General features: G+C 44.2%; 16 protein-coding genes and 1 tRNA gene. 9 read left to right on the top strand and 8 right to left on the bottom strand.

Features of this window, described 5'->3' with window-relative positions; translation table 11 throughout:
* Window positions 1-91: 91 nt before the first annotated feature.
* From FLA_RS01545 to FLA_RS01510, 8 genes are all read right to left on the bottom strand, one after another.
* Window positions 92-162 (bottom strand) — tRNA-Cys (locus tag FLA_RS01545).
* Between the two features lie 159 nt (window positions 163-321).
* On the bottom strand, window positions 322-2,610 hold the full coding sequence (gene bglX, locus FLA_RS01540) for a beta-glucosidase BglX (RefSeq protein ID WP_076381648.1): 2,289 nt from the start codon (window positions 2,608-2,610) through the stop codon (window positions 322-324).
* Between the two features lie 15 nt (window positions 2,611-2,625).
* Window positions 2,626-3,309 carry a GDSL-type esterase/lipase family protein gene (locus FLA_RS01535; protein ID WP_076381854.1) on the bottom strand — a complete coding sequence of 228 codons (684 nt, stop codon included), beginning with the start codon at window positions 3,307-3,309 and terminating at the stop codon, window positions 2,626-2,628.
* 4 nt (window positions 3,310-3,313) lie between these two features.
* Window positions 3,314-4,633 (bottom strand): glucoamylase family protein, encoded by a 1,320-nt coding sequence (locus FLA_RS01530; protein WP_084206462.1) that lies wholly within the window; start codon window positions 4,631-4,633, stop codon window positions 3,314-3,316.
* Between the two features lie 118 nt (window positions 4,634-4,751).
* Window positions 4,752-6,245: a RagB/SusD family nutrient uptake outer membrane protein gene (locus FLA_RS01525; protein WP_076381646.1), complete on the bottom strand. Its 1,494-nt coding sequence runs from the start codon at window positions 6,243-6,245 to the stop codon at window positions 4,752-4,754.
* Window positions 6,246-6,257: 12 nt separating this feature from the next.
* Window positions 6,258-9,467, bottom strand: a complete 3,210-nt coding sequence (locus tag FLA_RS01520) for a TonB-dependent receptor (protein WP_159445169.1) — start codon at window positions 9,465-9,467, stop codon at window positions 6,258-6,260.
* Between the two features lie 256 nt (window positions 9,468-9,723).
* On the bottom strand, window positions 9,724-10,800 hold the full coding sequence (locus tag FLA_RS01515; RefSeq protein WP_076381645.1) for a FecR family protein: 1,077 nt from the start codon (window positions 10,798-10,800) through the stop codon (window positions 9,724-9,726).
* A 135-nt stretch (window positions 10,801-10,935) separates the two neighbouring features.
* Window positions 10,936-11,511 (bottom strand): RNA polymerase sigma-70 factor, encoded by a 576-nt coding sequence (locus FLA_RS01510; RefSeq protein ID WP_076381644.1) that lies wholly within the window; start codon window positions 11,509-11,511, stop codon window positions 10,936-10,938.
* Window positions 11,512-11,716: 205 nt separating this feature from the next.
* Between FLA_RS01510 and FLA_RS01505 the strand changes: the two genes are divergently transcribed.
* The 9 genes from FLA_RS01505 (at window position 11,717) to FLA_RS01465 (ending at window position 22,328) form a co-directional block, all read left to right on the top strand.
* The gene (locus FLA_RS01505) at window positions 11,717-14,947 is read left to right on the top strand and encodes an AsmA family protein (protein ID WP_076381643.1); all 3,231 of its coding nucleotides are present in this window, start codon (window positions 11,717-11,719) and stop codon (window positions 14,945-14,947) included.
* A gap of 199 nt (window positions 14,948-15,146) precedes the next feature.
* Window positions 15,147-16,502: an alkaline phosphatase family protein gene (locus FLA_RS01500; protein ID WP_076381642.1), complete on the top strand. Its 1,356-nt coding sequence runs from the start codon at window positions 15,147-15,149 to the stop codon at window positions 16,500-16,502.
* 135 nt (window positions 16,503-16,637) lie between these two features.
* Entirely contained in the window at window positions 16,638-17,327 is a 690-nt protein-coding gene (locus FLA_RS01495; RefSeq protein ID WP_076381641.1) for an aspartyl/asparaginyl beta-hydroxylase domain-containing protein, read from the top strand.
* A gap of 11 nt (window positions 17,328-17,338) precedes the next feature.
* Entirely contained in the window at window positions 17,339-18,292 is a 954-nt protein-coding gene (locus FLA_RS01490) for a sulfotransferase family protein (protein WP_076381640.1), read from the top strand.
* Between the two features lie 86 nt (window positions 18,293-18,378).
* Complete coding sequence (locus tag FLA_RS01485) at window positions 18,379-19,464, top strand: ABC transporter substrate-binding protein (protein ID WP_076381639.1); 1,086 nt, start codon at window positions 18,379-18,381, stop codon at window positions 19,462-19,464.
* Between the two features lies 1 nt (window position 19,465).
* Window positions 19,466-20,395: a methionyl-tRNA formyltransferase gene (locus tag FLA_RS01480; RefSeq protein WP_084206459.1), complete on the top strand. Its 930-nt coding sequence runs from the start codon at window positions 19,466-19,468 to the stop codon at window positions 20,393-20,395.
* A gap of 33 nt (window positions 20,396-20,428) precedes the next feature.
* A complete protein-coding gene (locus FLA_RS01475) occupies window positions 20,429-21,031 on the top strand; it encodes a phage tail protein (protein ID WP_076381637.1) in 603 nt (200 codons plus the stop codon).
* Between the two features lie 37 nt (window positions 21,032-21,068).
* Entirely contained in the window at window positions 21,069-21,692 is a 624-nt protein-coding gene (locus FLA_RS01470; protein WP_076381636.1) for a phage tail protein, read from the top strand.
* Between the two features lie 30 nt (window positions 21,693-21,722).
* The gene (locus tag FLA_RS01465; RefSeq protein WP_076381635.1) at window positions 21,723-22,328 is read left to right on the top strand and encodes a phage tail protein; all 606 of its coding nucleotides are present in this window, start codon (window positions 21,723-21,725) and stop codon (window positions 22,326-22,328) included.
* The last annotated feature ends 52 nt before the right edge of the window (window positions 22,329-22,380 follow it).

Genomic DNA, 22,380 nt, shown 5'->3' with positions numbered 1-22,380 from the left:
CTTTCCAACGTAATCCCCGGCATACAGCAAACAACAAAAGGCTGTGTAGAAACACGGCCTTTGTTCGATTGCTTGCCATACAAAAAAATAGCAGTTATGGATGGACTCGAACCACCGTGGAAGGTTGTGCAAACCTTAGCCTCACCACTCGGCCACATAACTCATAATGGTTGAGCGAAAATAGGGAGAAGTTTTTAGTCCACCAAATTAATGGGTTTTATATTTTCAGAAACCTTTCTGCAACAAAAAACCTGCATCCCACTTAGTTTAGGGATGCAGGCTTGCACAAGTAATAATACTTATTTATTTATATTATTTTCATTACTTATTCCAGATAACCTTTGCGCTCTTTACATTCTGCGAGTTAGTACCTACCTGGATAATGAATTCTCCGGGTTCCCAGTCAAACTTCAGATTGCTGTTATAAAACTTCAGCAATTCGGTAGTAACCGGAAAAACAACCTGTTTGCTTTCGCCAGGCTGCAGCATAACTTTCTGAAAACCACGCAGTTCTTTTACCGAACGGGTTACACTGGCTACAGGATCGGCAATATATAACTGCACCACTTCTTCACCGGCATATTTACCCGTGTTGGTTACAGTAACACTTGCAGTAACAGTTGCGTTACCCGTTGCTTTTGCAGTACTTAACACCACATCGCTATACTGGAACTGCGTGTAGCTTAAACCATAGCCAAACGGATATAACGGGCTGTTATCCACATCCAGGTAATTGGATTTGAATTTAGATTCAAACTCGTTGTTATAAGGGCGGCCTGTGTTTTTGTGGTTGTAATACACGGGTATCTGACCTACGTTGCGTGGGAAAGAAGCGGTGATTTTACCCGCAGGGTTGTAGTTACCAAACAACACATCGGCAATGGCATTACCAGCTTCGGTGCCACCAAACCAGGCATCCAGAATAGCAGGCACATGCTCGTTTTCCCATTCCAGTGTAAGTGGGCGACCGTTAAACAGCACCAACACAACTGGTTTACCGGTGGCCAGTAAAGCCTTTAATAAGGCCTGCTGGTTAGCAGGTAAGCCTATATCAGAACGGCTGGAGCTTTCGCCAGACATATCAGCTGCTTCGCCCAGCACAGCCACTACCACATCTGACTTATTAGCGGCAGCTACTGCTTCTGCTACCATATCAGCAGCAGAACGACTGTCAATCTCTATTTCTTTACCAAACACATTCACCTTTCTGGCAAATGTGGTATCATCAGAAATGTTAGCACCTTTGGCATACACAATGTTTACGGCATTGCCGGCCACAGATTCCAGCCCCTGTCTTACAGTAACGGATTTATCAAAATCGCCTGATACGCTCCAGGTTCCCAGCATATTGCGGTGGTTATCGGCCAGTGGGCCTACCAGTGCAACAGTGCCTTTCTTTTGTAAAGGCAGTACCTGATTCTCGTTTTTCAGCAATACGAAAGAACGTGCAGCAATAGCACGGGCTTCCTGTCTGTTTTGAGCGCTAAGGATAATGTCAGCTGCCCTTTGGTCGTTTAAGCGACGGTAAGGATCTTCAAACAAGCCCAGCTTATATTTTGCTTCCAATATACGGCGGCAGGCAGTTTCAATTTCTTGTTTGGTGATTTTACCGGCAGCCAGCGACTGCTTCAGAGTACCTAAAAATCCTTCGCTTACCATATCCATATCCACACCCGCTTTTAAAGACAGTGCAGACACTTCTGATAAGTCGCCCATACCGTGTGCAATCATTTCGCTGATAGCGGTGTAATCAGTAACTACAAAACCGTTAAAGCCCCATTGCTTGCGCAGCAGATCGGTCATTAACCATTTGTTAGCACTGGCAGGAATACCGTCAATATCATTGAACGAACTCATAATGCTACCCGCACCTGCATCAACAGCAGCTTTGTACGGCGGCAGGTAATGTTCGTACATTTTAATACGGCTCATGTCCACAGTATTGTAATCGCGTCCGGCTTCAGCTGCACCATATAAAGCAAAGTGCTTTACACAGGCCATTACCGCATCGTTAGCCGCCAGGTTGTTGTTCTGGTAGCCCTTTACCATAGACTTAGCTATCTGTGACCCCAACCAGGTGTCTTCACCCGATCCTTCCGATACACGGCCCCAGCGTGGGTCGCGACCAATGTCCACCATAGGGGAATACGCCCAGTCTAAACCATCTGCACTGGCTTCCGTAGCTGCAATGCGGGCGCTGTGCCTGATCAATGCCGTATCCCAGCTACAGCTTAACCCTAGAGGTATAGGGAATACCGTTTTGTGGCCGTGAATAACATCCAGTCCAAATAACAACGGAATGTGTAAACGGGATTGCTTTACAGCCAACTCCTGCGCCTGACGAATTTTAGCTGGTCCGGTAATACCGAACATACCTCCTACCAATCCTTTTTTCAGGTTTTCTTCTACACCCTGACTTACTACAGCACCAGTAACAGCACCACCCGGTGTAACCAGGTTTAACTGGCCAATTTTTTCATCCAGGGTCATTTTAGCCATCAGGTTGCTGATAAAAGTGTTCATTTTAGCATCCTGTGCCTGCATTACCAAAGGCATTGCCAGCAAGCCTACGCCGGCCAGCAACCACCTTGTTTTTGTTCCTTTTTTCATCTGTATATCCTGTGTTTACTTTTTGATTAAATAGGGTTGTATCGCCTGCTGCCATATTTTATAACCTGTAGCATTCATATGCAGGCGGTCTTCTACAAACAGCTCTTCCCGGGGCTGTCCTTTTTTATTCAACATAGGTGTGAATACGTCAATAAAGCCCGCATGAGTCTGTTTGCGCAGAAAAGCTTTGATCAGCACATTTGCTTCCACCATTTTGGGCATCAGCTTCGCACGGCTGGGGCTGGGTTTAATAGAAACATAATCCACTTCTACTGCAGGCATGCGGTTGCGTATTAGCTGAAACAGCTGTATAAAGCGGTTGGCAACGGTAGCAGCAGATACGGTATCAGAAGCTGCCAGATCATTATCCCCGCAATACACGATGATTTGTTTAGGCTGATAAGGGAAAATAATATCATCCGCGTAACGGATCACATCGGGTAATGATGAACCACCAAAGCCCCTGTTGATAACGGTATAGTTGGGAAACCAGGTTTGCATATCCGTCCATTTGGTAAAGGACGAACTGCCTACAAATAAAATACTATTAGCAGCAGGCATCTGTACACTATCCGATTTTTTAAACTGTTGAATATCGTACCAGAAAGGCGGCTGCTGTGCCTTTACACCTGTAACTACCAGCAATAACAGGCTCAATAATGCCTGTTTGCCTTTACGTGTCCATTGTGTTCTGTTCATACTTTTATTTTTCATTTCCGTTTAACCACGGGCTTTTAAAATCCAGTTTACGTAATCCACTTTGCACCTCGGGACAGCTCATAAACAACTTCCATAATAAACCCGTACGGTAATTCTCTATCATCACTATTTCCGGACCCTGATCTATCGCCAGGTAAGAAGTAGCGTACCAGTTCTTTTGTTCACTAAAAGCATCTGTAAAACCATAATCGCCCCATATTTTAGCACCTACTGAATCGTAAAAATAGCGAACCGCTTTCATGGATTGTTCAGGCGTATAGGGGAAAGAAGATAAAGCAGCGGTAGGCGTAATTACCCCCAGATCGTTATCGGGCGAATGTGCATTATACCCTTCGTAGTTATCGCTGGCAGTAAGCCCCCAGCAACGCTCGCTATAACCTTTGAAATGGTTGGGGTTACGTACACAATGTGTATAATTAATGAGCGTATGATTTTTATTCTGCTGCCAGTAATCGGCATACCTATCCGTTAAACCGCGTGGATCTAACCCAAGGAAAGAATATTGTGCAAAGAACAGGGGACCACCATAATCAAAGCCCAGCGGTAAGGTGATACCATAAAAAGACTTCCCGTTTTTAAAGTGATTGCTTTGTGCAAAACAGTTATGATAAACCCTGGCATCGATCGCATATTTAGGAGAAGAAGCACCCAGTATGTAGGTAATTAAAGTTTCGTTCCAACCTCTCAGTTCAAAGTTCATGCTCCAACCGTTATTGGGGCTCCAGTGCCAGTACAGTAAATCCATACCTCCCCGTGTGTGCCAGTTCCATTCCACTCCCTCCCATAACAGGGTTACCTGGTTACGCAAATTTTGCTCGTCAGGCGTATTGGCAGTAAAGTATTGACGCACACACAATAGCCCCTGCATCAGAAACGATGTTTCTACCAGGTCGCCCCCATCATCTTTTCTGCTAAAGGGTATCATCTTGCCCGTTTCGCCATTTAACCAGTGCGGAAACACTCCATGATAGCTATCTGCCTTCCATAAAAAGCCGGTTATTTTTAACAGGCGCTTTACCGCCTCGTCCCTGGTAATCCAATGCCTGTCGGCAGCCACTATAATGGCCATAATACCAAAGCCGGAGCCACCGGTAGTTACAACTTCATTACCATAGCTAAAAGATTCGTTGCTGCGCTCGCGGGCAAGGCCGCTTACGGGATGTGCAAAGTTCCAGAAATAACGGAAAGTTTGCTTTTGTACCTGCTCCAGCAAAGCCGTATCGGACAATGACTGTTTTTTAGGTTGCGCCTGTGTTATCAATGGTAACACTGCCAGCGCTATCGTAATTAGTTGCTTCATCATGAATGGTATAAAAACAAGTTGCGCATTGTATATTATCATTTGCCGTTAACCCATAAGCTAAAACAAAGAAATATGCAATGCGCAACGCTCTATTATCAAATCAGTTTACCTGGTGCTGTTAGTAGCCAGGGTTTTGTGTAAGCACGTTATTGCTGGAGTTGATTTCCGTTTGTGGAATAGGAAACACCTCGTGCTTGCCGTCCACAAAGTTTTTACCCAAGGCCCGCATCACCACACCAGCACGGCCCTGACGCACCAGATCGTACCAACGGTCATGCTCCATAGCTAACTCAACACGTCTTTCTTTCCAGATAGCATTTCTTAAATCTGCCTGTGTTGTTGCGGTAGTGTTACCCAGCTTAGCCCTGTTACGCACTTTGTTTAAGGAAGTTTGCGCCACATCGGTGCTACCCAGTTCGTTCGCAGCTTCTGCGTTAATCAGGTAAATATCCCCCATACGCAATATCCTGATGTTTTTGTTGCTGTAATCAGTGTTGTTGCCATAGCTTTCTGCAATATTGCTAGGGTAAGCTTTATAGTTATACATGGCATTTTCGGCATTAATTACCACTACACCATCAAACAAGGTATCGCCAATGTGTATGATAGTAGCTTTTCTTCTTACATCACCTGGCTCAAATGCATTATCCAGGTCAGTGCTTGGCGTGTTAAAGCCCCAGCCAGTGTATACGTTTGTTACATTGAAAGTACCACCTCTTATGCCCTGTACCTGCGAATATTGTTGCACAGCTGCAAACGGACTGGTAGACTTGCTTTGAATTTCGAATAACGACTCTTCACTGTTCTCTCCTACTTCACGCCAGATAGTAGCATAATCGTTTACCAGGCTATAGGTACCTACACTTTGATTAATCACCTGATTGGTTAAATCGTAAGCCTGCTGCCATTTTTTCTCATACATGCTTACTTTGGCCAATAAACCGGTAGCTGCACCTTTTGATGCACGGCCATATTCACCATTCAACTGATCGCGGGTAGGCAATATGCTGATAGCATATTTCAAATCAGATTCGATCAATGCATAAATAGAATCTTTTGATACACGCCTGTTATACTTTCTGATAGTAGCATCATCCTGAGCCACCACTGTATCTTTATAAGGCACATCGCCAAAAGTTCTTACCAGTGTAAAATAGTAGTAGGCACGTAAAAATTTAGCTTCTGCCAGATACCGCTCCTGCACACTGGTTTCCAGCTTAAATTTAGGAACGTTAAACAGGGCCTCGTTACAATAGTTTACACCTAAGAAATAAGCGCTGAATACACCTGCCGGTGAGCTGGATGTAGGCGTCCAGGTAATAGCATCCATCTGATCTTTATCAGATCCCACATCACCTGGTGAACTGCCTTTATCTGCATCATCAGAAGCAATGCTGGTAACGCCAATCCAGGCAAAGCTGGATGCATCCCAATTCAACAATTGGGTGTAGCAAGCATTTACAAATTTTTGCGCATTAGCCGGGTCAAGGAAAGAAGAGTCAACTGAAGAAAGCTGCCCTTCAGCCGCAGGGTTTAACCAGCTTTTGTTACAAGCTGAGAAAATAAATAAACTGATGATTGCAGTAACTATTATAATATAAATGCGTTTCATGATACTTAGTTATTAGAATGACAGGTTAACGCCCATAGTGTAAGTAGAAGTAACAGGATAAATGTTATACTCAATACCTGCTTCGGTAGCAATACCTGGCAGTTCTGGAGTGTAACCGCTATACTTCTTAATAATAATTGGGTTTTGCGCTGAAACAAACACGCGCAAGCTACTAATACCTAAATGCCAGCTGGAAGAAGGAATAGTGTAACCTGCAGTGATGTTATTGATTCTGAAAAAGCTTCCAGACTCTACATAATAAGTAGATGGTTTGGGAACAGCGTTAGATGCACGTGGGTTAGTGCCATTAGGGTTGGTGGGTGACCAACGGTTTTCTGCTCTTGCCATTTCGATATTATCATTACCAAAACGAATAGCTTTTTTACCGTTATATATTTTATTACCCAGGTTACCATAACAGTCAATAGAAAAATCAAATTTCTTATAGTTAAAGCCTGTATTAAAACCAAAGTACATTTTAGGCTGGTAAGAACCCACTAACTGACGGTCAGCATCGCTTAACACACCATCACCATTCACATCTTTATATTTAAGATCGCCCAGTTGGGTACCATCAAAGTGTGGAGAATTATCAATCTCTGCCTGTGATCTGTAAATACCATCTGTCTGGTATACCCAAAAGCTACCGATGGGGCTGCCAGGAACGGTATAGGTGGTGATTTCACCATTTTTCAGATCACCCGCTTTTAACTGTAAAGAACCAATTACACGCTCTACATTGTTTTTGTTGAAAGTAACGTTAGCGCCTACATGGTAAGAGAAATTTGCATTTACTCTATCTTGCCAGTTTAAGGTAATTTCCACACCTCTGTTACTTACATCAGCCGCTCTGTCGTACACGATTTTGTCTTTATCACCTGTAACAGATGTTAAAGAAACAGGGATATAAGCATTGGTTTTTTTATAGTAGTAACCAATTTCACCTGTTAACCTTCTGTTTAAAGTAGTAAATTCTATACCTGCATCAAAACCAGTGGTAGGTTCCCAGGTAGCATTAGGACTGATAAACTGGTTAACAGTGATACCCTGGCCCACATTAGTACCGCTACCAAAATAATAACTTCCGGTGGTGCCTACAGGGTTAAGGTAAGCCACCTCACTGGATACGTTATCGTTACCTACTTTGCCATACCCTACACGCGCTTTCAGATTATCAAAAACACGTTGATTTTTCATAAACTCTTCCTGTGAAATTACCCACGAAGCACCCACAGAATAGAAGGTACCCCATTTTTGACCGGTAGGGAATTTGCTGGAGCCATCACGACGTAACACACCAGTAAAGTTATACCTGCGATCGAAGCTATAACCAAGTCTGCTATAGCCGGAAGCCCTGCGCACCATAGTGCCGCTGCTGGTTCCGGTGATGGTATTTACATCACCCAACTGGCCTATATACCACAGGTTTGACTGGTTAGGAATATTTTGCTCGTTAAAAGAACTGAGTCTCAACCTGGAACGTTCAGCAGAATAACCAGCTGTTAGCTTAAACTCATGCTTATTAATATTATAGCTGTATGTAGCGTTGTTGTCGAATATATAGTAGAAGCTTTTGCCATTAGCCACTGTTAACAACGAAGTTTTATTTTGCTGAACATCAGATACAAAATAAGAGGGCTTGTAGTTGGTAGTATCTACATTATACTGATCGAAGTTGAAGCTGCTACGAATAACTAAACCTTTTACCGGAGTTAACTCGGCATAAGCATTACCCTGTAAACGCAGGCCATTGCTGAAATCATTGGTATAATCCAGTGCAGCAACAGGGTTAGCAATACTTAACTGACTCAGGTAACCATAACTGCCATCTGCATATTTTACAGGAGAAGTTGGTGCCATGCGGTAAGCATCGGAAAACTCGTTAGGCTTATTGTTATTTTTATAAATGTTCAGGTTTAAGTTATGGCCCAGTTTCAGAAAAGATGCCACTTTGTACTCATTATTCAAACGAATAACACCACGTGTATAATTATTACCTCTTAAAATACCTTCATCTCTTAAATAACCGGCACTGAAGTAATAAGTGGTTTTATCTGTACCACCACTTAAATTAACGTTATGACTTTGCATCATACCATTACGGGTGATTTCTTTAAACCAATCTGTATTGTTAGTAATAGTATCTAAATTGAATAAAGCTGCTTTTCCATCATATGCCAACGCTTCATTACTGTATGCTGCATAAGTTTGGGCATCTGCCATTTTCACTTTGGAAGTGGGCGTTTTAAAACCTACATAAGAATCAAAACCAACGCGCATACGGCCACTTTTACCAGATTTGGTAGTGATTAATACCACACCATTACCAGCACGGCTACCGTAAATAGCTTGTGAGCTCGCATCTTTTAACACCTCTACTGATTGTATATCGGTAGAGTTGATGTTAGTGATATCTGTCATAATAACACCATCTACTACATAGATAGGATCAGCGCTACCTGTTACAGAGTTGGTACCCCTGATACGTACCACCGGCTGATCGCCTGGTTTACCGGAAGCCATAATTTGCACACCGGGAGTTTTACCCTGTAAGCCTTGTGCCGCAGTTAAAACGGGTTGCTTGCTGATTTCAGCGCCACTTACTTTGGCAACTGAACCCACTACCTGGCTTTTACGCTGGGTACCGTAACCTACTACTACTACCTGGTCTAACTGTGAAGTAGACAATTGCATTTTTACAGATACTTCGCTTTTTCCTGCAACCGGTACTTCTTTGGCGTCGTAACCGATATAAGAAAACACCAGTATAGCGTTGGCATCATCCACACGAATGGTGAAAGCACCTTCCGCATTGGTAGTAGTGCCTCTTTCGCCACCTTTTACCTGTACCGAAACGCCTGCTAACGGACCATCAGTTTCATTTACAACTTTACCCTTAATAATAATTTCATCAGGGGCAGCTGCTCCTTCCTTTATTACTACCAGGTTATTTTCCATGAATTGAAATGATAAGCCTGTGTTTTTAAACAGCATGCCTAAAATTTCTCTCACTTCCGTATCCTGCACATTCAGGGTTGCCTTTTGCTTAATAGCAGGCAGGTTGGTGTTGTACAGAAAACGGTACTGCGATTTTTGTTCAATGTTGGCAAGGATAGTGCTGATATCAGCATTTTTTGCCTGAATAGAGATTTTGCGTTGCCCGAGACCTTTTGCTGACACACTCATTACAAAAGCGAGCATACACACTGTTGTCAGTTTCATTAGAAGCAATAGCTTTTTTACCAAAGTTTTTTTGGCATCCGTTACCGGAGATTTCATACTTTTAGAATTGTGGGTTAATGAAACCCAGCCCCGCCAAGGGCTGGGATACGCTTAATTGGATATTTTAACCTGCTTTTTCCGGAGAATGCGCCAACATTCTCCGTTTTTTTTGTACTTATTTGGGATGTAGATTTTTTAAATAGCCCAGTAAATAGCGCATGGGTTTTCTTTTTTTCATATTAACAATATCGTTTCTCTATTTATCTGCCATCACCAGCACTTTATGGCCCTGAATCTGAAAGCGGAACGGAACAGCCGTTGCCAAAGCATCGAAAGCCTGTTCCACCGTTTCATTTTCAAAAGAGCCATTAAAACGCAATGCCTGCAGGGATGGTGCAGTAAATTCTATGGCTATATCATACCAGCGTTCCAGTTTAGGAGCCAACTCGCCAAAGCTTTCTCCTTTAAACACCAGCCTGTTATGCATCCAGGCAGTTTCGGCCAGTTCGGCCGATGGTAGCTGTGTATTAATGTGCATTATTTTAGAATCTGCCAGTTGCAGGTCTTCTTCAGTAACAGGGGCCACGGCTGCACTTTTTTGTGCGGTAGCCATTACCTTTTTACGGGGTATTACCAGCTTTTCATCGGGATGCAGCACAATAGGCGTTGCCTGTTGCCCTTTGCCGGAACGGCTTATCTGCACCATACCACTGATTAAAGTAGTTTCTACCTCTTTATCGGTATCATATGCTTTCACGTTAAAAGCAGTACCCAACACCTTAATATCAATACCTGCCGTATGCACAATAAAAGGCTTGCCGGCGTTTTTGGCAACATCAAAATACCCTTCTCCTTTTAATTCCACCTCACGCTGCGATCCTGTAAAGTTGACGGGATAAGAAATGGAGCTACCCGCATTCAGCCAAACAGTGGAACCATCGGGCAGTTTGCTTTGCATGCGGCTTCCGTTCTGTGCTACAATTACCTGAACCCTGCGATCGCCGGAACGGTACACCAGCTGCCAGTACGCTGCTATCAGCAGAACACTGGCGGCCGCTACCATAACGGCAACACGTTGAGGGGTTAACCAAATGCGTTTAGCAGGCACAACAGGTGCTGCCACCGCTTCTTCTACCCTGGCCAGCTGTAATATGCGGGCCACATTTACCTCTTCTCTTGTGTGTATATTATCCTGGAAAGTATCAGGCGCGGTGCTACGCCATAATGCACGCATAGTGTTATACTGCTGGCGCACGCTTTCATCTGCCTGCATCAATAGCTCCAGCTCATTTTCATCAGCTGCAGAAGCTTCCCCGTTCAAGCAACGGGACATTAAAAGCCAAACCCGGTTAGAATTATTACTCATATGACCAGTTATGTCTATAGCATAACATTACCATAGACAGGCTTTTTGCAATCATCTACTAAAGGAAATCAAAAAAAAGTTAAAAAAATTATGCCCGGCTGGTTAAGAAAGGAAGGGATTTCGGAAAGAAGGCTTCTGAACGGCCACTGCAGCCGCAATTCTTTTTACGGCAATAGCCATCTGAGCATCAATGGTATTGATAGAAATGTTGAGAATATCGGCCACTTCTTTATAGGCCAAACCATCTTCCCGCACCAGTTTAAAAATCATTTTACAGCGGGGTGGTAATGCATCTACTGCCTGCTGCATCCGTTGCATCATTTCAGCAGTTACCAGTAAATCGTGGGGCGAAACAGCCGTATGGGTTAAATTAATATCGAGCTGATCGTAAGAAGCGGTGATGAGTTCTTTGGCTTTATGCGACAGGGCGTTTAACGACTGGTTTTTAACGGCTACGTATAAATAAACTGTCAGATTTTCTATGGCCGCTATGTTTTGGCGGTTGTACCAAAGCTTTACCAGCACATCTTCTACTATTTCCTCTGCCTGCTCCCTCGAACGCACCAACGTTACCGCAAACTGCTGCAATTTGGTTTGCAGCAAGCGGCAAAGCTCGGCTAACGCCTGCTCTTCACCTAAAGCAATTCGCTTCTGTATGGCTACTAAATCATGTGTCATCCCAAGTGGCTGAGGCTGTGCATTATAATATCAGTACATCACTGATTTCGGAACAAAGAAACAACATTTTCATTTGGTGCAACATAAAATATAAGGAACACGCGTTTATAGGGGTACTGGCGAAAATGCCCCCTCTTCCTGCATTATATTAGTAATAACAGGTATATTTTTGCGGTAATTGTTTCACTCCGGATACATTCAACCCATGGCAAGTAAATTAAAGAAAAGGCTGTTTCGTTTTTTAGTATTACCCATTGTTTTGCTGATAGTGCTGGTAGGCATTGCTGCCGCCATATTATATACCCAGCAGGAACGTTTGGTAAAACTGGCTGTACAGGAACTGAACAAACAATTTCCAGGCGAGCTGGTCATTGGAGGTAGTACTATTACGCCTTTCCAGAACTACCCCTATGTATCTATTGCCTTGCACCAGGTACAGTTTTATGCGAACAAGCAAAAAACCGGTACTCCCATTTACCAATCGGAGAAGATATTTGTAGGATTTAGCCTGCCCGACATATTAAAGCAACAATACCGGGTAAAGGCCATAGTGTTAAAGAACGGACACCTGAACCTGGTACAGAACAAACAAGGCCAGCTGAACATTATTGAAGCCAGCCGCATGCAAACAGATTCTACAGCGGCCCCTGCCAGCGATTCTACCGGGCTGGACCTGGATATAAAGAAGATTGTATTAAAGGGCATGGACATTAGCTTCCAGGATAATATCAGTGGCAACCATTTTTTCACCCATATTGAAAAGATCAAGTCTTCTTTACGCAACGATAGCGCCAACGTTTATGCTGATTTGCAAGGCAATTCCGTAGTAGATTTCACTACCACTACCGACACCAGTTTATTCCGTCATAAAAAACTGGAAGCGGATATTAAGATAGCGTATAATAAAGCCGGCAAAACACTACAACTGCCTGTAGGCAAAATAAAACTCGAAGACGCCAGCTTTAACATTACCGGCACTGCCTGCCTGGATAAACAGCCAGAAGTGGATTTGAAATTTTCCGGCGACAAACCAGACTTTAAGCAGCTGTTTTCTTTTGCCCCGGAGGAGGTAGCAAAAGAGCTGAAGCACTTTAAATACGATGGCCACCTGGCTTTTGAAGGTACCGTAAAAGGCAAACTAGGTGATGGTCAAATGCCTTTAATGACCCTTTCGTTCTCCTGTAAAGATGCCTGGTTACATAATACCGAAGCCAATAAGAAACTGGACTCCCTGGCATTTTCCGGCTATTACACCAACGGTGCCAGCCGCAGTTTAAAAACATCTGAACTGCGCCTGACCAACATGAATGCACGCCCCGACAAAGGAGTTTTCAGAGGTAACTTTATTATGCGTGATTTTACCGATCCTAAAATTCTGATGCAGCTGCAATCAGAGCTGGAGCTGGAATTTATTGGCGCATTTCTGGGTATTAAAGATTTAGAACGCATTACCGGACACATTAGCCTTAGCATGAACTTTAAAGAGCTGGTAGATGTAAGCGCCCCAGAGCAATCGCTGGGTAAACTTACCCAGGGCATTCAAAGTGAATTAAAAGTATCTAACCTTACCTTCCGCATTCCCAACTTCCCGCACAATATTGAAAACCTGGATTTACATGCCAATATGAAAAATGGCTTTGTAAGCCTGGATACCCTGACCTTCCGCCTCGGCCATTCCGATTTTCAACTGAAAGGCTCGTTAAGCGATTTACCAGCTTTGTTTCACCAGCAGCAAAAGCCGGTGCAGGTAACGTTTAAGGCCCATAGCAATAAACTGGTGATGAGCGAACTGCTGGCTTTTGACACCGCCAAAAGCAATAAAGCCAAAGAAGAGATCTATGGCTTTAATATAGGACTCGTTTTGGAAACCTCGGTAAAAGAACTGCAACATCCCAGCCCCCTGCCTAAAGGCAAATTTAAACTGGAAAACCTGTTTGCTTCTTTTAAACACTACCCGCACAAGTTTCATGATTTTGGCGCTGAGCTTACTATTATAGACACTTCTGTAATGTTGCGCAACTTTGCCGGCAAAATAGACAGCACCGACATCCATTTCAGCGGCCGTGTAAACAATTATGCCCTCTGGTTTGATAAGGTGATGCGCGGACGCACTACCGTAGCCTTCGATTTTAAATCGGAACGGTTGGCTTTACATGATCTGCTCGGCCCTGTCAGCCGCAACTTTGTACCTAAAGATTATCATGATGAAGTAGCCCATAAATTGTGGCTGCGGTCTAAAACAGAATTGAAATACGATTCCACTTTCCGCTTTGCCAAAATTAAAATTGCCAATATATCGGGCAGTCTGCAAAAGCACGCTTTTGAGCTGGATAGTATTAAGGGTATGGTGAAAATTGGTGCGGATCATTTTATTAAAATTGATACGCTTACCGGTAAAATAGGCAAAAGTGATTTTGATATTAACATGCGCCTGTACACGGGAAAGGATACCGTTAAAAGGAAGAAAGAAAACTACCTGGCTTTTGCCTCCCGCTTTTTGGATGTAGACCAGTTAACCAATTACCAGCTTACCGCTGCCCAGGAAGATGCTCCTGCCCTGCCTTCTGCACCGGTAGTAACCAACGTGGCCCATAACACATCGGCGCATGCAGATGCTTTCAATATTTTCCAGATACCTTTTATTGACTTCAAAGCTTCCGTGAATATTGGCAAGATCAAGTATCACCGTTTATGGATCAAGAACATAGCCGGTAACGTTCGTATGTTAAGCAATCAGCACCTGTATCTCGATACGCTCCGGTTGGAAATTGCAGAAGGCAGAATGGGTATGCGGGGACATTTCAACGGCAGCGATCCTAAGAAGATCTATTTCAGAAGCCGCATTAAGGTGGAAGACATGAATATAGAAAAGATGATGTTGAAGCTGGACTACTTTGGCCAGGATTATGTGATTAATAAAAATATCAAAGGACGTTTAAACGGACTGATCAGAAGCCATGTGCAAATGCACCCTGACTTAACCCCTATTATTGAAAATACAGAAGCGCAGCTGGAAGTAGACATACACAATGGCGTGCTGATTAATTTTGCCCCTATGCAGGCGATGGCTTCTTACTTTAAAGATAAGAACCTGAACATGGTACGCTTTGATACCCTGCGCAACAAACTCACCTTTAAAGACGGCGCTTTGACCATTCCCGCTATGAACATTAACTCATCGCTGGGCTTTATGGAAATTTCGGGTAAGCAGTACATGAACATGCAAATGGAATACTATATGCGCATTCCTTTAAAAATGGTTACCCAGGTAGGTTTTCGCATGTTGTTTGGCAGAAAGCAGGAGGAAGTGGACCCCGATCAGGTGGATGCCATTGAATACCGCGACATGAACAAGAAGGTACGCTTTATGAACATTAAAGTAACAGGCACACCAGACGCCTATAAAATAGGCCTGGGCAAAGCCAAAAAATCGTAACATAACCTGTTTTATCTTATCAAAGGCCACCTGCGCAAACGCAGTGTGGCCTTTTGTTTTGAATTAGGTTTAAATAATAAATGTTACCCTTATTTTACTAAAACGCTACCTTATTGTTAACCATACCCTTACCACCCCAACAATAACCTTAAGTTAACATTGCTAACGTTGCTTGCAGGCTCTTAACTGTAAGCAGAGAATGAAAAAAGCAACAAAACTGTTTAGCTGTATGCTGTTATTAACGGCATCGATAAATGTGCAGGCACAACAAAGAGTAGCCACCCATGTGGTATTGATTACTGTAGATGGGTTCCGTCCCGAATTTTACCTGGATAGCACCTATGGCATGCACACGGTGCGCCATTTAATGCAGCAGGGTGTAGCCGCTAAAGGTGTAGACCCTGTATTCCCATCTGTTACCTATCCCGACCATACCACTATGGTAACCGGCGTAACACCCGCCAAACATGGCATTGTATACAACACTCCTTTTGAAGCAGAAGGCCAAACCGGCAAATGGCTATGGGACTATAACCTGATTAAAACAGAAACGCTGTGGAGCGCCATGCAAAAAGCCGGCAGAAAAACAGCCTGCGTTCGCTGGCCCGTAACGCTGAACGCCCCTATTGATTACTGCTTTCCTGAATACTGGGATTATAAAAATATGAAGGATGCCCGTCCGGCTATGGAAGCAGCCACCACCCCGCGCAGCCTATGGAAAGAAATACAGGACAGCGCTACCGGCTTCTTACGCCCGCAGGATTTGAATGCAGATGACAATGAACTGGTGCAGGACGAAACTGCTGCCCGCATTGCTTCTTATTTAATCAGGCAATACAAGCCCGGCTTTCTGGCCGTTCACCTGGCCTGTACCGATCATTATGAACATCAGGATGGCCGTGAAAGCTACATGGTAAGGGCCGCAGTTGCCGGGGCCGACAGAGGTGTAAAATCAATACTGGAAGCATTGAACCGTGCAGGCATTACTGATAGCACGCTGGTGATAGTAACAGGCGATCATGGCTTTGAAAACATTTATCGCAGCCTTAGCCCCAACTACCTGCTGAAACAAAACGGCCTGATCACTGATGTAAAAACCGGTAACTGGAAAGCGCAGTTTCACAGCCAGGGTGGTTCCGCCTTTTTACAACTGAAAGATGCCAACGATCAGCAAACTGTGCAACACGTACGCACCCTGTTGAAAAACCTGCCTGATTCTATCAGGCAATACTTTACTATTGTTGAGAAAGAATTATTAACACAGATAGGAGCAGATCCTAATGTACCATTAGCGTTAACTGGTTTAAAAGGCACCACTTTTGGCGCAGGTACCAAAAAGATGATAGATATTTTTAAAGCAGTAAAAGGTACACACGGTTTCTTCCCTGACCATAAAGAAATAGAAACCGGCTTTGTGGCTGTAGGCCCCGGATTGAAAAAAGGTATTATTATTCCTAAAATGAAATTAATGGATGTTGCTCCTGTAATTGTAAAGGCAGCGCAGATTCCGTTTGCACCAACAGATGGTAAATATCCTGCAGCGTTTTTTGAATAATATTATTTCTCTCGTTTCCAATAAAGCCGGCAGCTACCCTGCCGGCTTTATTTTTACCGGTTTTCCGGGATATAAATAACGACATTATATTAAAAATAAAGCCCTAGATTTGAAATACCCTTTTTTGCATAATTTATGATTCGTTTTGCCCACGTGCCCTTACCGGCAGACATACACCTGATTCAACAGGAAGTGTTGAAGCTGGCTACCCAATGGAAGCCCCATCACAACACCTATCATTATGTAGGTGACTGGAATGTTGTATCGCTTCGATCGCCGGGTGGTTCTGCTCAAAATATCATTGCCGATATTACACATGTTGGGCAGGAATACACCGATACACCTTTAATGGAAAGCTGCCCGGCCATCCACAGCTTTGTAGCTTCTTTACAGTGCAGTGTGATGTCAGTGCGGTTGTTGAATTTAAAAAGTGGCGCCCTTATAAAACCTCACCGCGATCATGAGCTTTGTTTTGAAAGCGGTGAAGCAAGATTACACATACCTGTGTTTACTAATGATAAAGTTTGTTTTTATTGCGAGCAGGATATCATACCCATGCAGGAAGGCCAGTGCTGGTATATTAACGCTAATCTGACACATAGCGTTGAAAACAATGGACCTTCGGACAGGATACACCTGGTAATTGATTGTGTAGTGAATGACTGGATAAAGGAACTGTTTGCCCGTGCGCAAAAAAGTGAAGGCATAGACAATTCCCGTATCGAAAACACCTTAGCCACTATTGCAGCTTTAAGAACCCATCGCTCAGCACAAACAGACGCATTGGCAAATGCATTGGAAGCGCAGTTAAAATCGCTTTCCTAATTATTTTATTTATGACGCCTATAACCGAACCTTCCACGCTTGCCGGCTGGTTGCCGTACCAGTTGTATAATGGAACAGATGCCCGATGGATATATCCGGGCACATTACCTTATACCGATCCTTTCTTTGACGAAACCATATCTAAATGCAAATCCTTGCCTGAAAACGGCTTTGGCAAACGCTATAGCAGTGCGGTAGATGTTTTACCCGGATGGTCGGCCCCTGACAATGCTTTACCACCTGCAGCCATTATATTCCATGTATCCCGCTGTGGTTCTACCCTGCTGTCACAATTACTGGGATTGAACCCCAACCATATAGTACTGGCAGAAGTTCCTTTTTTTGATGATCTGTTGCGCGCCCGGTATAAACAGGGAGGCAAAGACCTGTCGCACCTGCTGCCACATGCGGTTTCTTATTATGCACAAAAGCGCACGGGCACAGAAGAAAGACTGTTTATAAAAGCAGATAGCTGGCACCTGTTCTTTTATGAAGAAATACGGGCACATTATCCGGATGTACCATTTATTCTTTTATACAGAAGGCCTGATGAAGTAGTTGCTTCACAGGAAAAAAAGAAAGGGATGCATGCGGTACCAGGTGTTATTGAAAGTGAAATTTTTAACCTGGGGCAGCTACCTGCTTACCAGGAAGGCACGCACGCTTATGTAGCTGCCATACTGGAACAGTACTATCAGCGGATGCAGCAGATTCACGCCAAAGACCCTTTAGCTTATCTCGTGAATTATAATGAAGGCTTTGGTGCTATAACAGAAAAAGTATATCAATTAACCCACACCCCTTTTACAGAAAAAGAACAGCAGGATATTATGCAACGATGCGGCTTTGACGCAAAAGAGCCGGAAAAGAAATTCGCGCTTCCTGCTACCGGAATTGATGAAACTGCCGGCTACCTGGCAAAAGCCTTTAAGGGCTATCACCAGCTGGAAAAGCTAAGAATGTAACCCTTATAACCAGTACCCGTTTTTACTACTCAGCTTAACAGTAAAAACAGGTTACCCCCAATCATAAATCAGTAAACAGTATTTCGATGAAAACCATCTCCCTGGGTCTGTTATTACCTACCTCTTCTATCCTTCCTGTCAGCAAGGATTTTGAGCGGGGTGTAAAAGAAGGCTTCCGTTCACAAGACACAGATATTACCCTTGAACTGGTGAAAGAGTTTATAGGACAAGGCAGTTTAAAACAAACAGAAGAAGCCTGCAGCCGTTTTTTCAACTATCACGAAGTAGATGCCGTAACCGGCGTGGTATCGCACAAAGTAGCAGATGACATTGCCGATCAGTTTAACAAAAACAAAATACCTTTTATCATCAATGAACTGGGCTCACATATCCCTAATGTAGGCAAGCTGAGCACCTACACCCACGTTAATTCCATGCACTTATGGCAGCATGCCTGGGCCATTGGCAACTGGGGCGTACAAAATTTTGGAAAGAAAGGAATGTATGTAAGCTCTGTGTATGACTCTGGCTATGCTTTTTCACAGATGTTTCATACGGGGATGATGCATGCCGATGCCAATGCGCAATGGTCTTTTTCAGTAACCCCGATGCCGCCATCCGGCTCATTAGCCGATGTATCTGTGATATTCCCCTATCTCGAAAGCTATCAGCCCGATTTTGTGTTTGCCACTTTCTGCGGCACAGAAACTACTTTATTTCTCAATGAATGCATAGCAAGGGGATGGCACAAAAAAACGCAGTTTATAGGTCTTCCTTATTTAACCTCCGCACTGGAAACCTTGCATGACGACTTTACTATACATACTACAGCCTCCCATTATAATAACACGGCCATAGAAGCCAACCGTGCCTTTTATCACCTGGGCTATGAAACTGGTGTTTTACTGGCTAAAGCAGCCGCTGCCGGCGGAAATTTAAACGAACAATTGCAGCAGTTCCATGCCGGGCTAAAGTTGGCAAATGAGCAGCAAACCACTATGGCCGGCAACTATGATATGGTGATAACGCGTAATGACATCAAAGCCGGTCAGGCAACACATAACGTACAGGAAATAGCCTCACTGCCCGGATTTGAGATGGAATACCATTCGATGAAATCATTAGTTCACGAAGTAAACTTTGGTTGGATGAATCCATACCTGTGCGTGTAACATGACTACTATCATCCTTTGCAACTCCGACACATTAGCTATCCCTACTATTATGCACCTGCAACAAACAGGTCAGTTAGGCGCGGTGGTTATTCCCGACAAGTCAGCAGCCTTTTTACAAAATGCGCTGGCACAAGTTATGATTGCGCCCGACAAGATATATGTTACCAGTAAAAAGCAATTAGCCGATACAGTAAGTACATTAATCACCAACCTGCAGGCCGAGCTATTACTCACGCTTACCTTTCCCTGGAAACTACCGGACAGCATACTTACTCTCCCTTCCAAAGGATGCCTGAATGCACATTTTGGCTTGCTTCCACAATATGCGGGAGCCGACCCGGTGTTCTGGCAATTGCGTAACGGCGAAAAACAGGGTGGCATTACTATACATGTGATGACCAGTGATATTGACGCAGGCCCTGTAGTATGTATACAGGAAATACCCCTGATGCCATTGGAAACTTATGGCATTCATTGTGAACGGTTAGGACATGCGATGGCCACTTTGTTTAATAAGTTATCGCAAAGCTTACAACACCCAAAGCAACCTGCTACACCACAAACGCCGTCTCCGGCCCTGTATTTTTCCAAACCCGGCATTACCGACCTAACCATTCAATGGGAACAACAAACAGCCGATGAGATGATACAACTGGTAAATGCCACCAATCCCAGGTATGGCGGTGCCATCACCCGTTTTAGAGATATACAGGTGAGCCTGCTGGAAGTATTGCCCATCAACATCAACAATCCTCCGGACAGGGTAGTGCCTGGCACTATAGTACACATAGACAGTACGCATGGCATTATAGCAGCTTGCGCCAACAATACTTTTATCCGCATTACCATTTTGCAACTACGTGAAGGGTATTTATCCGGCAGCAAGCTATCTCAAATGGGATGGCAGGCCGGCGAAATATTTTATTAATTATTTTATTTCTTCATCATAAAACAAATATCTATGGACGGAACAGTCGGTGAAATCAGGTTATTTGCCGGAAGCTTTGCACCTCGCAGCTGGGCATTTTGCCAGGGCCAGGTGATGCCGGTTAGTCGCTACACTGCATTATTCTCACTTATTGGGAGTATTTATGGGGGCAACGGATCAAGTACCTTTGCGCTACCTAACCTGGCAGGAAGAACCCCTGTGGGTGCAGGCGCATCGCCAGGCACACAAACATATGTACTAGGCGAGCAAGCCGGTTCAGTAAATGTAACGCTGGACGCCAGCACTACTCCTTTACACACCCATGTAACAACAGCCGGACATTCCACACCAGGATCGGCCACCATTACCATCAATGCCGTGAACAGCGCCAACAGCCTGACTCCGGAAAATAATTACCTGGGTACAGATTCTTCTATCAGTTTTTATGCCCCAGCCACTGCACCAGTTGCAGCGATGGCGCAAGACACCATCACTGTTTCCAATGTTACAGCACCGCAGATTAACGGAGTAACACTGGCAACAGCCGGCAGATCTTTGCCACATAACAACATGCAACCTTACCTGGCGCTGAATGTAATCATCTGCCTGTCAGGTGATTTCCCTGCACGAAACTAATTGCTCACCACATTCACTCACCCTACATTCAATATCTATGGACGGAACAATGGCTGAAATACGCTGCTTCACAGGCAATTTTGCCCCAAAAACATGGGCACTTTGTTTAGGACAACTACTGAATATATCTACCAACCAGGCGCTTTTTGCGTTACTGGGAACCACCTATGGTGGTAATGGCACCACCAATTTTGCCTTACCCGATTTAAGAGGACGTATTCCGGTGGGTACTGGCACCAGCACTGCAGATGGTGGTAATTATACATTGGGGCAAGTAGGTGGCGAACCAACGCACACGCTTATTCTTGACGAAATGCCTATACACAACCATGCCGCTACGGTTACCGCTTCTTCTGCCAGCGGTACTATAAATTATTCTGTTAATGGTACAGGAGAGGCGGGCACAATTACCAATCCTTCCGGTGCCTTACTGGCTGCTGATGATGGTTCTTTTTCAGCACAAATCTATGTGGCACCTAGCCCGTCGCTTGTTTTCAAAACGTTGGCCAGCGATGCAGTTACTATCAGTAACCTTACGCCCGGCACCCCCAGTGTTACAGTAGCCTCTGTAGGTAGCACTACCGCACACTCCAACATACAGCCGGTATTGGGCATGAATTATATTATTTGCATGTATGGAGTATTTCCATCCAGAAACTAAATTAACACTCACTTCTTAAAAGATATTTTTATGCAAGGAACTATTGGAGAAATACGCATGTTTGGCGGCACTTTTGCCCCGACTGGCTGGATGCTTTGCCAGGGACAGCAACTGAACCTGAATGACTTTCAAACAGTATACGCTGTCATGGGCACCACATTTGGCGGCGATGGCGTCAACTCATTTTTACTGCCTGCTTTAGGCGGTCGCGTACCTATAGGAACTGGACAAAGACCAGGTGGGGCCAATGTTGTTATAGGCCAGGTAATGGGTACTGAACAGGTAACACTAACAACGGCCAACCTGCCGCAGCACTCACATACACCTACCTTTACCTTAAACAACACAGCAGTAGGTGCGTCAGTTTCCATGAAAGCTGCCACCACCGCGGGGGCCACTACCCCTGTTAACAACAACCTGGGAACGGATGCCGCTACAGCCTTTTACGCTACTGCCACTGCCGGCACCAGAGTGCCGCTGGCAGCGAGCAGTGTACCTGTTACCGGTTTTGCAGGACCTAACCCTACTATAACACTATCCGTCTTCGGGAATTCACTGCCGCATGATAACATGCAACCATACACTGCTGTCAATTATATAGTGTGTGTGTATGGAGTGTTCCCTTCCAGGAATTAAACTCATTTATAGTAATAAAAAAGCATGGCCATTCAGCCATGCTTTTTTATTG

The sequence above is a fragment of the Filimonas lacunae genome, from assembly GCF_002355595.1.
GTDB lineage: Bacteria > Bacteroidota > Bacteroidia > Chitinophagales > Chitinophagaceae > Filimonas > Filimonas lacunae.
This window is presented reverse-complemented; position numbering and strand designations above follow the sequence as displayed.

Excerpts from the sequence above, each read along its gene's own strand:
- FLA_RS01485 (WP_076381639.1), top strand. The coding sequence starts at position 18,379 with ATGAAAACCATCTCCCTGGGTCTGTTATTACCTACCTCTTCTATCCTT.
- FLA_RS01490 (WP_076381640.1), top strand. The coding sequence starts at position 17,339 with ATGACGCCTATAACCGAACCTTCCACGCTTGCCGGCTGGTTGCCGTAC.
- FLA_RS01535 (WP_076381854.1), bottom strand. The coding sequence starts at position 3,309 with ATGAACAGAACACAATGGACACGTAAAGGCAAACAGGCATTATTGAGC.
- FLA_RS01520 (WP_159445169.1), bottom strand. The coding sequence starts at position 9,467 with ATGAAACTGACAACAGTGTGTATGCTCGCTTTTGTAATGAGTGTGTCA.
- FLA_RS01515 (WP_076381645.1), bottom strand. The coding sequence starts at position 10,800 with ATGTCCCGTTGCTTGAACGGGGAAGCTTCTGCAGCTGATGAAAATGAG.
- FLA_RS01505 (WP_076381643.1), top strand. The coding sequence starts at position 11,717 with ATGGCAAGTAAATTAAAGAAAAGGCTGTTTCGTTTTTTAGTATTACCC.
- FLA_RS01495 (WP_076381641.1), top strand. The coding sequence starts at position 16,638 with ATGATTCGTTTTGCCCACGTGCCCTTACCGGCAGACATACACCTGATT.
- FLA_RS01500 (WP_076381642.1), top strand. The coding sequence starts at position 15,147 with ATGAAAAAAGCAACAAAACTGTTTAGCTGTATGCTGTTATTAACGGCA.
- FLA_RS01470 (WP_076381636.1), top strand. The coding sequence starts at position 21,069 with ATGGACGGAACAATGGCTGAAATACGCTGCTTCACAGGCAATTTTGCC.
- bglX (WP_076381648.1), bottom strand. The coding sequence starts at position 2,610 with ATGAAAAAAGGAACAAAAACAAGGTGGTTGCTGGCCGGCGTAGGCTTG.
- FLA_RS01465 (WP_076381635.1), top strand. The coding sequence starts at position 21,723 with ATGCAAGGAACTATTGGAGAAATACGCATGTTTGGCGGCACTTTTGCC.
- FLA_RS01510 (WP_076381644.1), bottom strand. The coding sequence starts at position 11,511 with ATGACACATGATTTAGTAGCCATACAGAAGCGAATTGCTTTAGGTGAA.
- FLA_RS01475 (WP_076381637.1), top strand. The coding sequence starts at position 20,429 with ATGGACGGAACAGTCGGTGAAATCAGGTTATTTGCCGGAAGCTTTGCA.
- FLA_RS01480 (WP_084206459.1), top strand. The coding sequence starts at position 19,466 with ATGACTACTATCATCCTTTGCAACTCCGACACATTAGCTATCCCTACT.
- FLA_RS01530 (WP_084206462.1), bottom strand. The coding sequence starts at position 4,633 with ATGATGAAGCAACTAATTACGATAGCGCTGGCAGTGTTACCATTGATA.
- FLA_RS01525 (WP_076381646.1), bottom strand. The coding sequence starts at position 6,245 with ATGAAACGCATTTATATTATAATAGTTACTGCAATCATCAGTTTATTT.